Origin of the sequence: Rhizobium sp. ZW T2_16 (genome assembly GCF_044987325.1) — a bacterium.
GTDB lineage: Bacteria > Pseudomonadota > Alphaproteobacteria > Rhizobiales > Rhizobiaceae > Neorhizobium > Neorhizobium cellulosilyticum.
Map to the genome: position 1 here is coordinate 23,258 of NZ_JBJDRG010000002.1, position 14,546 is coordinate 37,803.

A 14,546-nucleotide genomic window follows, 5' to 3' on the forward strand; every position below is an offset into this window, starting at 1 on the left:
ATGCCGTCGCAGGTTTTGATGCGACTCAACGCGCGCCTGTCATGTCCGGGTGATGTTGAAAGGCCAGACTTGTTTCCTGGCCGGATTGTCGTCATCGGAGGAGACGAAACATGCATGACACGAATAGCATCGCCGCCATCGATGCGGATGAACGCACGATCGAGCTTGGTGCGCTTTTCTCCGAGGTTCGGGCATTGCGTGACCGGGTCGCTGACGAAGGGCGATCATTGTTGGAAAGCCTTATCACCGGGGGTGTCGAAGCGGATCGCCTTGAAAACCTTTGCCATTATCTCTGCCTGCGCAGGCACGACATTCGGCCGCTGCAGCGCAGGCTGATGTGTTACGGCCTCTCCTCACTCGGCCGGCTGGAAAGCCGGGTTCTGCCGACGCTGGATGCCGTGCTCTCAGCCCTGTCTGCCATGCAGGGAATGACCTCTCCCTATGTCCTGCCGTCAGAAGCGCAGTTTTTTGCCGGCGAGGCGGAGCTCAGCGCGATGACGCAGTGGTTGCTGGGCAGCGGACGCCCGCATCGCCGCGGCCGCATCATGGTCACGCTGTCGGGAGAGGCGGCGACCGATCCCGACTTCATCCTCGATCTCGCCCGGCGCGGCATGGATGTCGCTCGCATCAACTGCGCTCATGATGGTCCCGACAGATGGGAGGCAATGGCGCGGCATGTGCGTGCCGCCGGCGAAAAGATCGAACGCCGGATCACCGTGCTGATGGATATCGCCGGGCCCAAGATCAGGACGGAAGCCGTTGTGGCCGACAAGGGCGCCAAACTCACGACAGGCGATCTTTTCCGCCTTGTCGCTTCACGCGAACCTTATCAGACGGAAGACGTGCGTTTCTGCTCGGCGGTTTCACTGCCGGAGATCGTCGAACGGGTCGAGCCGGGGCATAAGCTACGTTATAATGACGGCAAGCTGGAAGCCGTCGTCGAAAGCGTCTCCGAAGGCGAAACGCTTCTGAGGGTGACCCACGTGAAGGCCGGTGGCGTCAAGCTGAAACCGGAAAAAGGATTGAACCTGCCGGATACGGCACTCGGCCTGTCGCCCCTGACCGCCAAGGATGAAGGTGATCTTGCTGCCGTCATCGGCAATGCCGACATGCTCGGTTATTCCTTCGTCAGCCGGCCGGAGGATCTGGATCTGTTGGAGAAGGCGCTCGGCGCCCATCCGCCGCGTGTCGAAAAGCTTGGCCTCGTTGCCAAGATCGAGCAGCCGGAAGCGGTCCGCAACCTGCCGGCCTTGATTGCCCGTGCCCACACACTCGGTCGCCCCTTCGGCGTCATGATCGCCCGCGGCGATCTTGCAGCCGAGATCGGTTTCGAGCGGGTTGCCGAAATGCAGGAAGAAATCCTCTGGCTCTGCGAAGCGGCATCCGTACCCACCGTCTGGGCGACACAGGTTCTGGAGGATTTGGTCAAGGACGGCTTGCCATCGCGTGGAGAGATGACCGATGCCGCCATGGCTGCCCGTGCCGAATGCGTCATGCTGAACAAGGGACCGGCGGTTGCCGAAGCCGTCACGCTGCTTGACACGCTTCTTGCCCGCATGGACGAGCATATTTTCAAGAAGACGCCTACGCTTCGTGCACTGAAATCCTGGTAGCTCAAATAGGAAGACCCGGCCCATGAATGTTGGGCCGGGTCCTTCGTGGGACGACGCGGCCTCCGTCGCGTCGTCCCAGCCCACCGTTCAGGCGGAGATGGCGAATCCGGCACCGTCCGGCTCTTGATCGAACCGTCCTTTGGCTGCGCCCGGATATCGTTGATATCGTCGCGCAGGGTTCACGGATTTCAGACTTCACCTCAACCCTCGGCGGCAAACTGGATATATGCTTTCCGGGAGACCAAATTCCGGGAGTGGAAATCCTTGCAGTCCGAGTTGGCTTTGAGCCTATACAGGCTGCGGTTGATTTCATTGACCCAACGCAATGCCCCTGAAAATGCCCCGGAAATGCCTTCGAATGGATATCCGATTCAGGCGTCGTGGATGGGCTTGTGCTCGGCGATGTCGGCGGCGTGGCGGAACATGCGCACCAGCCTTGTCCGCTCTTCCCCATGCCGCATCAGTGCGTGGTCGAAGCGCCGGATCTGGCCCGGATTCGGCCGCCAGCGCCCGTCGCGGGCCTTGTCGTTGCTGCTTGCAGGCTTGAACGACATGCGCGGGCCGATATTCTCCTGAAACTGCGCCAGCGTCATGCCGGCCTTCACCAGTAGAGCCCGCACACCAGAGCGGCTTTCTGTGGCGATCACCACACGGAAGGCGTTGATGAGGCTGCCCTTGGATACCGGCAGCTCGCGTGTGTCGAACAGATCGCTGCCGGTTTCATGCTCCCGCAGATAAACCAGATAGATGTCGACCAGCCGGTGCGCCGTCTGCAGCAATTGCGCGTCGGTTCCACCATCGATCCCATAGACGTGATCGTCGCCATGCGCCGGTTTTGTGAAAGCTGAATAAGGCATGATCCTGTCCTCGTTTGCCTTATAAACGCGCAGGGCTTGCTTTGGTTCTGCCGGAATTTTGACCACCTAAGATACGGAGGCGCCACCGTTTTTTCACATTCGATGTTGTGCAGCGCACAATTGCCTATTGCACAAAGCGGATTATGGCCTATGTTTGTCCTGCGGCCGCGTGTCGCACCATGGGTCATTTGACCCCCTTCACCCGTCGCAAACGCCGGGTTTTTTCAAGAAGGATGAAACCATGACAGTCTCAATTAGCAACATCAAGGCATCTCAGAGCGGCGCTGTTCTTTCGGGTCAAGTGGCAAGAGCCGTTGCCGAAGCGCGTATTGCCGCCGGCTACAGTATTGATGACCTTTCTTTGACCACCGGCCTCGTGCACGAGGAAATTCTTGGCGTCGAGGAAGGCCTGAATGCCGATCCGGCCAAGCTGAAACGTATTGCCGTTGCGCTGAAATTACCCCCGTCAGCGCTTCTCGTCGCCTGATTTTAAGGTGTACCAAAAGCCCGGCTCCAGCCGGGCTTTTTCGTCTTTGCCGTCAACCGGCGACGAAGATATGGCTTTCCGCCGCCACCAGTTCGCGGATGTATTCGACAACGATCCGAAGCCGCGCAAGGTCGCGGGATGTTTCGTGATAGGTCGTCCAGTAGGATCGCTTGAGCGAGACTTGCGGCAAGAGCCTGATGAGCTCGGGATGTTGCCGCGCCACATAATCATGCAGGATGCCGATGCCGGCACCCGCTTTGACCGCCTCGGTCTGGCCCATCGCGCTCGAGATCTCGAAACCCGCATCCCAGTCGCGCATGATCTCGCCGGTGAAATTCAGCGAGGGTGAGAAGATCAGGTCTTCCACATAGCCCACCCGCGCATGCCGTCTCAGCTCTTCGGCGGTTTTTGGTTCTCCGGCGGTATCGAGATAGGCCCGTGATGCATAAAGCCCGAGCGTGTAATCGGTGAGTCTGGAGGAAACGAGCCGGCCCTGTTCCGGCTGCTCGATGGTGATCGCAATATCCGCCTCGCGTTGCGACAGCGAAAAATGCCGCGGCACCGGCACCAGCTGGATCTTCAGTTCCGGATGCCGGCGGGTAAGACGGCTCATCCGCGATGCGAGAAAGGAGACGCCGAAACCGTCCGGCGCGCCGATCCGCACCGTTCCGGCAATCACCGTGTCGGTGCTGGCCGTTCTTGCCTGCGCCGAAAGCATTTCGGTTTCCATCTTTTCGGCCGCAGCCAGCAGCACTTCGCCTTCCGCCGTCAGCGTGCAACCGTTGGTTCTCCGCACCAGAAGCCGCGTCTGCAGCGCATCCTCCAGCGCCGTCATCCGCCGCCCGAGCGTAGCATGGTTGATACCGAGCCGCCGTGAGGCGGAGAGCAACTGGCCGGTGCGAGCCACCGCCAGAAACATCCTGACATCATCCCAGTCCACGGGCGCTACCCTCTAATGTCGAAATTTGCACAACAGTTGCGTAAACTATCGCGTTGAATTGCGCAAATTCGAGTGACATTCTGGCTGTCACAGAAACCAGGAGGAAACCATGCAGGAAATCGGTCATTTCATCGGCGGCAAGCATGTCGCCGGAACCAGCGGTCGCACCGCCGACGTCTTTAATCCGGCAACCGGCGAAGTACAGGCCAAGGTCGCGCTCGCAAGCGTTTCCGAAATTCGCGCGGCAGTCGAAAACGCCAAGGCCGCTCAGCCGGCATGGGCTGCCACCAATCCCCAGCGCCGCGCCCGCGTCTTCATGAAGTTTGTCGATCTGCTCAACCAGAACATGGATGAGCTTGCCGTCATGCTGTCGAAGGAGCATGGCAAGACGGTCGAGGATTCGAAGGGCGATATCGTCCGCGGCCTGGAAGTCTGCGAATTCGTTATCGGCATTCCGCATCTTTCCAAGGGCGAGTTCACCGAGGGTGCAGGCCCGCAGATCGACATGTATTCGATCCGCCAGCCGGTCGGCATCGGTGCTGGCATTACCCCGTTCAATTTCCCCGGCATGATCCCCATGTGGATGTTCGCCCCGGCGATTGCCTGCGGCAACGCTTTTATCCTGAAGCCTTCCGAGCGTGATCCGTCCCTGCCGATCCGGCTTGCCGAACTGATGATCGAGGCAGGTCTCCCGGCTGGCATCCTCAACGTCATCAACGGCGACAAGGCCGCCGTTGATGCGATCCTGACGGATCCGGATATAGGCGCCGTCTCGTTTGTCGGCTCCACCCCGATCGCCCGTTATGTCTACGGAACGGCAGCTCAGAACGGCAAGCGCGCCCAGTGCTTCGGCGGCGCCAAGAACCACATGATCATCATGCCGGATGCCGATCTCGATCAGGCCGTGAACGCGCTTATGGGCGCGGGCTACGGTTCCGCTGGCGAGCGCTGTATGGCCGTCTCGGTCGCCGTGCCGGTCGGCGAGGAAACCGCCAACCGACTGGTCGATAAGTTGATCCCCAAGATCGAGAGCCTGCGCATCGGCCCCTATACCGATGACAAGGCCGACATGGGCCCGGTGGTCACCAAGGCGGCGCAGGAGCGCATCAACGGCCTGATCGACAAGGGTGTCGAAGAGGGTGCCAAGCTTCTCGTCGATGGCCGCGGCTTCAAGCTGCAGGGATATGAAGACGGTTATTTCGTCGGCGGTTCGCTGTTCGACAACGTCACGCCGGACATGGAAATCTATAAGCAGGAAATCTTCGGCCCGGTCCTCTCCGTCGTTCGCGCGACGAATTACGAAGACGCCCTGTCGCTGCCGATGAAACATGAATACGGCAACGGTGTAGCGATCTACACCCGTGACGGCGATGCCGCCCGCGATTTCGCATCCCGCATCAACATCGGAATGATCGGCATCAACGTGCCGATCCCGGTTCCGCTCGCATACCATTCCTTCGGCGGCTGGAAGGCGTCGTCCTTCGGCGACCTCAACCAGCATGGCACGGATTCGATCAAGTTCTGGACCAAGACCAAGACGATCACCGCCCGTTGGCCCTCCGGTATCAAGGACGGCGCGGAATTCGTCATGCCGGTCATGAAATAATCTGGACACTATCGATGGCGGGTATGATCGTATCCGCCATCCAGCTTTCGCTTAATCAACTATCCCTCACGAAAGGTTGACGTGGTCGCCAGTTGCCCTAATTTGACGCGGGTAGGAGTGGGAGTTGTATCATGGTCTACGAATGGGACGAAAAGCGTGCCCGTCGCGCGTATTTGGCGCGTGTTGGCCTGAGCATCCTGGCAATCACGATAACTCTGGGCGTTTCCGCAGCGATTGCTATCGCGATGTCTATCGGTTGAGCCATCTTCGCGGCATATTTCAATCATGTCAGACAAGGCCTGCTAATGACTTGGCGCTAAAGGCATGCGGTGAAACAGGCGCGCGAAGCGTGCGAGTGGTTCGCTGGCGCAGCGCGTTTTTCCTGGTAGATGGTCTCAGCAGGCCTGCAGTTTTCTCGCGAGAAACTTCCGGCGGTCGATCACGGCTGGTGCTGAACCTATTTGTCACAGCCTTGGTATGAATGTCATTTATCAAGGATCGTCCACTGGCGCGGGTGTAAGCAGATGGTAATCACCACCAGGAAAACCGCACCTAGTGGCTGCTTTATGTTGATTGTTTAATTCAGGATTTGCTTTTTTGTGTGTTCGGTGAATTAGTGCACTTGAAAACATGATCCCGATTTTCCTATTTTGGAATTGTTCAAAACTAGGGAAGCGTCTATATAGAGTTCTCTCGAGTCTTCGGAGACCATCATGCGCCTGACCAAACAGACCAATTATGCCGTAAGAATGCTGATGTATTGTGCAGCCAATCACGGCCATCTCAGCCGCATTCCGGAAATTGCCAGGGCATATGGCGTATCCGAACTGTTTCTGTTCAAGATCCTTCAGCCGCTCAACAAGGCTGGTCTGGTGGAGACCGTGCGTGGCCGCAACGGTGGTGTGAAGCTCGGCCGTGCTGCCGATAAGATCACCCTTTTTGATGTCGTGCGCGTCACGGAAGATAGTTTCGCAATGGCGGAATGTTTCGAGGACGATGGTGCGATCGAATGTCCTCTGGTCGATAGCTGCGGTCTCAACTCCGCGCTTCGCAAGGCGCTCAACGCCTTCTTCGACGTTCTGGCCGAATACACGATCGACGATCTGGTCAAGGCGCGTCCGCAGATCAACTTCCTCCTCGGCCTCGATGCGGTCGATATGAAGAAGGTTGTCGCTCCGGCGGCCTGATCTCACCAAAGCTTTTTCGACGAAAAACGCCGGTCGCTCCGGCGTTTTTTGTTTCTGCTGACCGCACTTGGTTGACCTTCCTGCCGCAGTGGCTAGAACGAATTATGTCTTGCCATGCCGGCAGCCTGCCGTGTCGGTAGCCTGTTGCGCCGACAGGTATCAGGTCCGGTCTGCATGAATTTTCCTGAACTGCGCCAATTTTTTGTAACGTTGCTGATCGGAACTGCCGGCGCACTTATAGCCATGGCCATAGGCTTTCCGGCGCCCTATCTCATCGGACCGGCGCTTGCAGTCACCTTTGCTGGTCTAGCCGGACTTCGTCTGGGTGTCCCGCTTCTCGTCCGCAACGCCTGCTTCGTCATCATCGGCATATCGATGGGCTCGACAGTTACGCCGGAGATTTTTGTTGCGGCACGTACCTGGCCGCTCAGCTTCGTCATGGTCTTCGTGGCGATTGTCATCCTGCTTTTTTCCGCAGCCTGGGTGCTTCAGCGGCTGTTTCGTTACGATCGCACGACAGCGCTTCTTGCCGCATCGCCCGGCCATCTGGGTTATGTTCTGAGCCTCGCTGCAGAAATGCGCTGTGATCTTCGCGCTGTCAGCATTTCCCAGAGCGTGCGCGTGCTTGCGCTGACGATCAGTGTCCCGCTGATCGTTGAATTCTTTGATTTGGCCGACACCGACGTGATCGTTCTGCCCGACGCGATGAGCATGCCGATCCTCGTTGTGATGCTGATCGTTTCAGCCGGTTTCGGCCTGCTTTTCCAGCGTTGGAAGTTTCCCGCGGCCCTTTTGCTTGGCGGCGTTTTTGTCTCCATCTCCACCCATATCACCGGTTCCGTCTCCGGCACCGTCCCCAACTGGCTGCTGATCCCGATCTATGTTCTGCTCGGCTCGCTGATCGGTTCGCGCTTTTCCGGCCTGTCCTTCGCCGATCTGCGCCTCGCCATCGTTTCGGGTTTGGTCGTCACGGTCGTCGTCATGGCGCTTGCGGGGGGCATTGCCGTTATCGTCTCCTATTTCGCCAATGTGCCGCTGGATGCGGCGCTGATCGCGTTTTCTCCCGGTGGACTGGAAACCATGGCCGCCATGGCCGTCATGCTTCATGCCGACCCCACCTATGTCGGCGCTCATCATGTGCTAAGGCTGATGTTCCTGTCCGTGCTGATGCCGCTCGTCATCGGCAGGGATGCAAGATTGAAATAGAATTCGTCGCGTCAGATGCGCAAACACAAGCAGTGAGGAGAAGGAATGTCGAAGGCGATCATCGTCATGGGGGTTAGCGGCGCCGGTAAGACGTCGATTGCCGATCTTCTGGCAAGCCGTCTCGGCTGCAAGTTCGTCGAAGGAGATCGGCTGCATCCGGAGGCGAACGTCAAGAAGATGGCGGAAGGGACGCCGTTGACGGACGAAGATCGCTGGCCGTGGCTGGATATCATCGGCAACGAACTGAAGGTGGCCCGCTCTGCGGGCGAAGATATTGTCGTGACATGCTCGTCTTTGAAGAAGATCTATCGCGAAAGACTTCGATCCGCTGGCGGTGATCCGCTCTACTTCGTGTTCCTCAAGGGCTCGCCCGAGCTTTTGGCCTCCCGCATGGGCGCTCGCAAGGGTCACTTCATGCCGACCTCCTTGCTGCAGAGTCAGCTTGCAACGCTTGAAAGCCCGGAAGGTGAGCTTAATGTGGTGACCGTCGATATCGACGCTTCGGTTCCGCAAATCGTAGAGGATGCAATCGGCAGGCTGGAAAAACTCTGGCGGGAAAATAGTTGAACGATATCTCGCCCGGATCGACAATTCTTAGTGAATTAAACTTTTATTTACATTTTTTGTCCGGCTTGGTGATCTGAAACTGGTCTTTCTACGTATAACACTCAATTAGCGTTATCGGTTTCGCCGGTAGCGTTCGGTCAATGAGTGTTGGGTGGAAAAGGGATCGCATGCAGGAGTCGAGCCATGGCGCGGGACGTGCCGCGCTTCGCCGGGTGCCGAAACAGGAAAGAAGTCGTGAACGTATCGGCGAGATCCTGAAAGTCGCGAAGGAACTGATCGGTCAGAAGGGTATTGATGCCGTCACCATGAAGGAGATCGCAGCGCTTTCCGGCGGTCCCATCGCTTCGGTCTACCAATATTTTCCTAACAAGTCGGCCATCATCGCCATGCTCTATGAGCTCTACGTCGAAGAGGTTCGCGAGCTGATTGCTGGCCACGTCTCCCACATCGAAACTGCGGATGACGCCCTGAAGGCAACCGACGATCTGTTCGACATGTATTACGAGCGCATGCGCCAGGAACCGTCTACTCAGGACCTTCTGAACGCGATCCAGGCAGACAAGACACTGGCCGATCTCGATATCGCCGAGACGCGGGCTCAGGCAGAGGGTTTCTATCAGCTCACCCGGCATTTCGTTGCCGAACCGCTGCGTGAAAGCTATGCGCAGACCCTGTTCGTCATGTTCCACATGGCCGGCGCCACCTTGCGCCTCGCACTGATGGTTCCGGCGGAAGCGGCGCAGATTTCGGCACAGTTCAAGTCGATCGTGCGAACCCACGCGACCTACTTCCTCAAGGGACATTTCCCGCAAGCAGCTGTGTGATGACTGGGCGTTCTCAGACGCCCAGTTTATCCCTTATCCCGTAATACCATGCACCGAGTGCCGTCAGCGGCACGCGGAACATCCGTCCGCCGGGGAAGGGCAGGTTGGGCAGCGATGCCCAGACATCGAAACGCTCCGCATGGCCGGCAGCGGCCTCACCGAGTATCTTTCCTAGAAGATGCGTCGTCGTTACCCCATGGCCGCTGTCGCCATGGGAGAAATAGACCTTGTCCGACAGTTTCCCCATATGCGGAATACGCGTCAGCGTCAGCGCGAAATTGCCGCTCCAGGCATAATCGATCTTCGTGTCCTTCAACTGCGGAAACGTCTTGAGCATATTCGGACGGATCACGCCGGTCAGGTTTTTCGGATCGTTTCCGCCGTAACCGATGCCGCCGCCATAAAGCAGCCTGTTGTCTGCGGTGCGGCGATAATAGTCGAGAATATAATTGGCATCCTCGACGCAGTAATTGGCCGGCAGCAGATCCTCGATCAGTGAGGACTCGAGCGGTTCCGTCACCATCACCTGGCTCGATACCGGCATCATCCGTCCATGCACCTGCGGAAACAGCGGTGCCAGATAGGCATTGCCGCAGATCAGCACATAAGATGCCGTCACCGAGCCGCCGCCCGTGCTGACGACCGGACGCTTCCTGTCAGTATCGACCGCGATCACCCGCGAGCCTTCAAAAATCTTCGCACCCAGATTTTCCGCCGCGCGCGCCTCGCCAAGCACGAGGTTGAGCGGATGGATATGCCCGCCGAGCTTGTCGATCATCCCGCCCGCATAGCGGTCGGTCCTTACATATTTGGCCACGTCGGCCTTGGACACCATTTCCAGCCCTGTATGGCCGTAACGTTCCCAGTCGGTCTTGTGATGCTCCATCTCGCGGATCTGCTTGTCGGTGAAGGCCGCAAAGAAACCGCCATGCTCAAGCTCGCAATCGATCGCATATTTGACCACCCGCTCGCGGATGATATTGCCGCCTTCGAGCGACATCTTGCCAAGCTCGATCGCCTTGTCTTTCCCATAGCGTCCGGCGATCGTCTCGAGATCGCGGCTGTAACCGTTGACGATCTGCCCGCCATTGCGCCCGGATGCGCCGAAACCGATACGCTCCGCTTCCAGCACCACGACCGAAAAGCCGCGCTCCGAAAGCTCCAGCGCCGCCGATATGCCGGTGAACCCGGCACCGATGATGCACACGTCAGTCTCGATATCGCCGGCAAGGGCAGGGTGCACGCGCTTGTCATTGGCGCTTGCCGCATACCACGAGCCGGTATGGCCGGGATTGGTGGCGCTGTCTCGAAACGTCATCTCATACCGTCCTTATATAGGCGTCATATTCCACGTCGGTGACGCGCAGCGAAAACTCGGCCAGTTCCTGCGCCTTGCAGGCACTATAGAGCGACCGGTATTTCGGGCCGAGTGTGGCATAGGCGAAAGTGGATCGGGCAAACTGCCGCAGCGCATAGTCCCAGTTGGTCGGCAGCGGATCATGGTTGATCGCGTGCTCGTCGCCGGTAATCGCCCCGCCCGGATTACGCTTCTCCTTGATGCCGGAAAGTGCGGCATTGAGGATCATCGCCAGCGCCAGATAGGGGTTCACATCTGCACCCGCCACCCGATGCTCGATCCGCGTCGCAGGCTTCGATGCGGTGATCACCCGCACCGCCGCCGACCGGTTGTCGAACCCCCAGGATGCATAGGTCGGCGCATGTTCCGATGGCCTCAAGCGCCGGTAGGAATTGGCATGTGGCGCAAACACCGCCATGCTCTCCCCCATATTCTCCAGCAACCCGCCGACCGAATGAAACAGCATTTCCGAAGGCCCGTCCTCGCCGGCATAGACATTGCGCCCGCTCTCGTCGATCAGCGAGAAATGCACATGCATGCCGCTGCCTGCCTGCATGCCATAGGGTTTCGCCATGAAGGTCGCATCGAGATCATTCGCCCGTGCCACGCCCTTGACGATCCGCTTCAGAAGCACCGCATAATCTGCGGCTCTCAGCGCATCCGGCACATGGTTGAGATTGATCTCGTACTGGCCCGGTCCGTTTTCACGCACCACCATGTCGGCCGGTATGCCTTGCGCCCTTGCGGCACTGGCAATGCCATGGAACACATCCTCGAAATCCTGCAGTTCGGAGATCGAAAGCACCTGCGTCTGGCCCGTATGCCAGCGCCCCTCGCGCGAGTTCGGCGGTCGCACAGGATCGAGCGCCGAACGCAGCGGGTCGATCAGGTAGAACTCGAGCTCCGTCGCCACTACCGGCGTCAGCCCGATCTTCGCAAACCCTTTGAGCACATTGGCCAGCACCTGCCGCGGATCGCCGTAGAAACCGGAACCGTCCGGATCGCGCATGCCGAGCAGCACCTGTGCCGTCGGCCGGTTCAGCCAGTTGATCCGCGACAGCGTACCGGGAATGGGAAAACATAACCCGTCCGGATCGCCGGTTCCCTGCGCTAGTCCGGCGGCATTCACGTCGCGGCCCCAGACATCCAGTGCATAGACCGAGCGCGGCATCGCCATGCCTTTGTCCAGCACGTCCAGCGCCCGTTCGCGCGGTATCCACTTTCCGCGCGGAACACCATTCGCATCGATCACGAAGGCCTCTAGAACCTCGATATCGGGATTGGCATCGAAAAAGCTTTTGGCATTGGCAACATCATTCATGAAACACCAGAAAATCCAATCGAACCCGAGGCGAAAAACGCCCGTTCACGCCGCTAATGAGGCGCGCTAACGGTCGAGAAATCTGGCGTCGTAGATGAGATAACGTGCCATTGTCATGTCGGCCCGGCGGATCAGGGGCGATCATCCGGGCATCGTTCCCTTTGATTGTTCCTTAAAGCCTAACCCGCCTTTTTGCCAAAAGCCAGCCCGGCCGCTGTGATCGCTATTGAGGCCCGCAACCATCAGGCCCGCAACCATCAGGTCCGGAGGCATCAGGCCCGGAGGCATCAAGCATTGAACCGCTCTGGCCGATAGGCCGAAATATCGATCAGCGTCTTTTCGCCCAAAATTGCCTCGGCAATCACCTGACCCGTCACCGGTCCGAGCGTCAGCCCGTGATGTGCATGGCCGAAAGCGAACCACAGGCCCTCATGCCGGGGCGCTCTTCCGATCACCGGCATCATGTCCGGTGTGCAGGGGCGGGCACCCATCCACGGCTCCTTGTCCAGCCTCTCGCCGAGCGGCAAGATGCTGCGCGCCACCGCTTCCGCGCGGGCCAACTGCACCGGCGTTTTCGGGGCATCCCGGCGAGCGAATTCCGCCCCGGTCGTCAGCCGTATCCCCTGGTTCATCGGCGCCAGAAGATAACCGCGCTCCGCATCCAGCAGCCAGCCGTTGAGCACCGCATTGCCCTTGGGCGCATAATGCATGTGATAGCCGCGCTTCACCCCGACGAGGAAATTGTAGCCGAGCGGCTTCGTCACCACGTCAGACCACGGCCCGAGCGCCACGACCACGTCCTTGGCTTCCACCGTGCCTTCCCCCGCCACGATCCGCCATCCGCTCGTGGTTTTCGAAAGGCTGCGTGCATCGCCCTTCAGCACCTTGCCGCCAAGCTTTTCGAATAGCCGCACATAGGCCTGGCTCAGCGCCAGAGGGTCCTTCACCGACCACGGATCTTCCCAGCGCAATGCACCGGCGAAATCCCGGGAGAGATGTGGCTCTTTCGCCGCCAGATCGTTGGGCGAAAGCGCCTCGAACGCCACGCCGTATTCCTGTGCCAGCCTTTCGGCCTCGCGAAGCTCGCCATCCCGTTTGGCAGGCGTGCGAAAAAGCTCCGTCCAGCCATCCTTGGCGATCAGCGCCTGCGCCCCCGCTTCCTCGATCAGCTCGTTATGGGTGGAGATCGAATGCTCGATCAACGGCGCATAGGCGCGTGCGATCAGCTGGTGACGGGAAAGGTTCGAGTGCCACCAGTATTTCGCCAGGAAGGACGAGACGGAAGGGAGCGCCCGCCAGTGAAAATGCGAGTCGATCCGGTTGTTCATGGCATTGCGCAATATCTGGCCGAACTGCTGCGGAAAGCCGTAAGGGACGACGCCTTCGCGCTGGATCAGCCCGGCATTGCCATAGGACGTCTCGCGCCCCGGCTCGCCGCGGTCGACAAGAACCACAGCCTTGCCGCGACGGGCAAGCTGCAAGGCCGTCGAAATGCCGACGATGCCGCCTCCAAGTACGATGACATCTGCAGCCGCCATGATCTTTCGTCTCCACACTCAACCATCACCGGAACATGCCGCCCCGGTGATCGCCGCGCAAACGAAAAATGTCGAAATGGCGGTGGTTTAACCCTTCAGCGCTTCGGCGGAAATCCAGAAGACGGCATCCTGAGATTCAGCCGTTTCCAGCCAGAGGAATTCCAGATGCGGATATTCCTCCTCGAGAATTTCCCGGCCCGAGCCGATCTCGCAGATCATCCCGCCTTCCGGGTTGAGATAGTCGCCGGCCTGCTCAAGTATCTGGCGCACCAGATCGAGCCCGTCCTCGCCGCCGTCATGCGCCATCGCCGGCTCCGCCTGATGTTCGGCCGGAAAGCCGGCCATCGAGGCATGGTCCACATAGGGCGGGTTGGTGATGATCAGGTCATAGGTCTTGCCCTTGAGCGGCGCAAACAGATCGCCCTGATGGAGCGACACCTGTTCACCGACTTCATGCTCGGCGACATTGATCTTCGCCACTTCCAGCGCATCGGCCGAAAGATCGACCGCATCGATCGCCGCATTGGGGAAGAATTTTGCCGCCAGCACCGCAAGGCAGCCCGAACCGGTGCAGATATCGACGGCAGTTTCCACGGCAAAGGGATCAGGCAGATAGGTCGAACCCTGTTCGCCCAGATATTCGGAAAACAGGATCTCGCCGATATGCGAACGCGGCACGATCACCCGCTCGTCGACATGGAAGCGCACGCCCTGGATATAGGAATGGCCGGTAATATAGGACGAAGGCTTGCGCGTCGTCACACGCGTCTCGATCCGCTCGGAAAGCAGCTTGCGTTCGGATGGGAGAAGCCGCGCATCGAGAAACGGATCGAGCGCATCGATCGGCAGGTTGAGTGAATCGAGCAGCAGAAACGCCGCATCGTCCCCGGCCGTCGTCGTGCCGTGGCCGTAACCCAGCTCGGCCGCATTGAAACGGGAAATCGCATAACGCCAGTAATCGCGCAGCGTCACGAGGTCTGTCGTAATGTTATCCTGGCTCACCGGCGTCTCTCTTCGTCACAACTGGGTTTTGGCAATTGGGT

14 protein-coding genes are annotated in these 14,546 nt (G+C 59.1%); 8 read left to right on the top strand and 6 right to left on the bottom strand.

Features of this window, described 5'->3' with window-relative positions:
* Positions 1–110: 110 nt before the first annotated feature.
* Positions 111–1,613, top strand: a complete 1,503-nt coding sequence (locus ACI3K0_RS05610; RefSeq protein WP_404945125.1) for a pyruvate kinase — start codon at positions 111–113, stop codon at positions 1,611–1,613.
* A 371-nt stretch (positions 1,614–1,984) separates the two neighbouring features.
* On the opposite strand, the gene ACI3K0_RS05615 is transcribed toward ACI3K0_RS05610, so the two are convergent.
* Complete coding sequence (locus tag ACI3K0_RS05615) at positions 1,985–2,470, bottom strand: hypothetical protein (RefSeq protein WP_404945126.1); 486 nt, start codon at positions 2,468–2,470, stop codon at positions 1,985–1,987.
* Between the two features lie 241 nt (positions 2,471–2,711).
* Between ACI3K0_RS05615 and ACI3K0_RS05620 the strand changes: the two genes are divergently transcribed.
* On the top strand, positions 2,712–2,957 hold the full coding sequence (locus ACI3K0_RS05620) for a helix-turn-helix transcriptional regulator (protein WP_183823223.1): 246 nt from the start codon (positions 2,712–2,714) through the stop codon (positions 2,955–2,957).
* A gap of 52 nt (positions 2,958–3,009) precedes the next feature.
* Here ACI3K0_RS05620 and ACI3K0_RS05625 read toward each other — a convergent pair whose 3' ends face one another.
* The gene (locus tag ACI3K0_RS05625; RefSeq protein ID WP_183823221.1) at positions 3,010–3,897 is read right to left on the bottom strand and encodes a LysR family transcriptional regulator; all 888 of its coding nucleotides are present in this window, start codon (positions 3,895–3,897) and stop codon (positions 3,010–3,012) included.
* A 109-nt stretch (positions 3,898–4,006) separates the two neighbouring features.
* Between ACI3K0_RS05625 and ACI3K0_RS05630 the strand changes: the two genes are divergently transcribed.
* From ACI3K0_RS05630 to ACI3K0_RS05655, 6 genes are all read left to right on the top strand, one after another.
* On the top strand, positions 4,007–5,503 hold the full coding sequence (locus tag ACI3K0_RS05630) for a CoA-acylating methylmalonate-semialdehyde dehydrogenase (RefSeq protein WP_183823219.1): 1,497 nt from the start codon (positions 4,007–4,009) through the stop codon (positions 5,501–5,503).
* A 131-nt stretch (positions 5,504–5,634) separates the two neighbouring features.
* Complete coding sequence (locus ACI3K0_RS05635; protein ID WP_281388752.1) at positions 5,635–5,763, top strand: hypothetical protein; 129 nt, start codon at positions 5,635–5,637, stop codon at positions 5,761–5,763.
* A 453-nt stretch (positions 5,764–6,216) separates the two neighbouring features.
* A complete protein-coding gene (gene rirA, locus ACI3K0_RS05640; protein WP_183823217.1) occupies positions 6,217–6,690 on the top strand; it encodes an iron-responsive transcriptional regulator RirA in 474 nt (157 codons plus the stop codon).
* Between the two features lie 174 nt (positions 6,691–6,864).
* Positions 6,865–7,896, top strand: coding sequence for an AbrB family transcriptional regulator (locus tag ACI3K0_RS05645; RefSeq protein ID WP_246435957.1), 1,032 nt, complete (start codon positions 6,865–6,867; stop codon positions 7,894–7,896).
* Positions 7,897–7,941: 45 nt separating this feature from the next.
* Positions 7,942–8,463 carry a gluconokinase gene (locus ACI3K0_RS05650; protein ID WP_404945127.1) on the top strand — a complete coding sequence of 174 codons (522 nt, stop codon included), beginning with the start codon at positions 7,942–7,944 and terminating at the stop codon, positions 8,461–8,463.
* Positions 8,464–8,630: 167 nt separating this feature from the next.
* On the top strand, positions 8,631–9,287 hold the full coding sequence (locus ACI3K0_RS05655; RefSeq protein ID WP_148148095.1) for a TetR/AcrR family transcriptional regulator: 657 nt from the start codon (positions 8,631–8,633) through the stop codon (positions 9,285–9,287).
* A 13-nt stretch (positions 9,288–9,300) separates the two neighbouring features.
* Here ACI3K0_RS05655 and ACI3K0_RS05660 read toward each other — a convergent pair whose 3' ends face one another.
* From ACI3K0_RS05660 to prmB, 4 genes are all read right to left on the bottom strand, one after another.
* Positions 9,301–10,605, bottom strand: coding sequence for an FAD-binding oxidoreductase (locus ACI3K0_RS05660; protein WP_183823210.1), 1,305 nt, complete (start codon positions 10,603–10,605; stop codon positions 9,301–9,303).
* A 1-nt stretch (position 10,606) separates the two neighbouring features.
* Complete coding sequence (locus ACI3K0_RS05665; protein WP_183823208.1) at positions 10,607–11,965, bottom strand: glutamine synthetase family protein; 1,359 nt, start codon at positions 11,963–11,965, stop codon at positions 10,607–10,609.
* A 287-nt stretch (positions 11,966–12,252) separates the two neighbouring features.
* On the bottom strand, positions 12,253–13,503 hold the full coding sequence (locus tag ACI3K0_RS05670; RefSeq protein WP_183823206.1) for an FAD-binding oxidoreductase: 1,251 nt from the start codon (positions 13,501–13,503) through the stop codon (positions 12,253–12,255).
* Positions 13,504–13,590: 87 nt separating this feature from the next.
* Positions 13,591–14,505 (bottom strand): 50S ribosomal protein L3 N(5)-glutamine methyltransferase, encoded by a 915-nt coding sequence (prmB, locus tag ACI3K0_RS05675; protein WP_183823204.1) that lies wholly within the window; start codon positions 14,503–14,505, stop codon positions 13,591–13,593.
* Between the last annotated feature and the right edge of the window lie 41 nt (positions 14,506–14,546).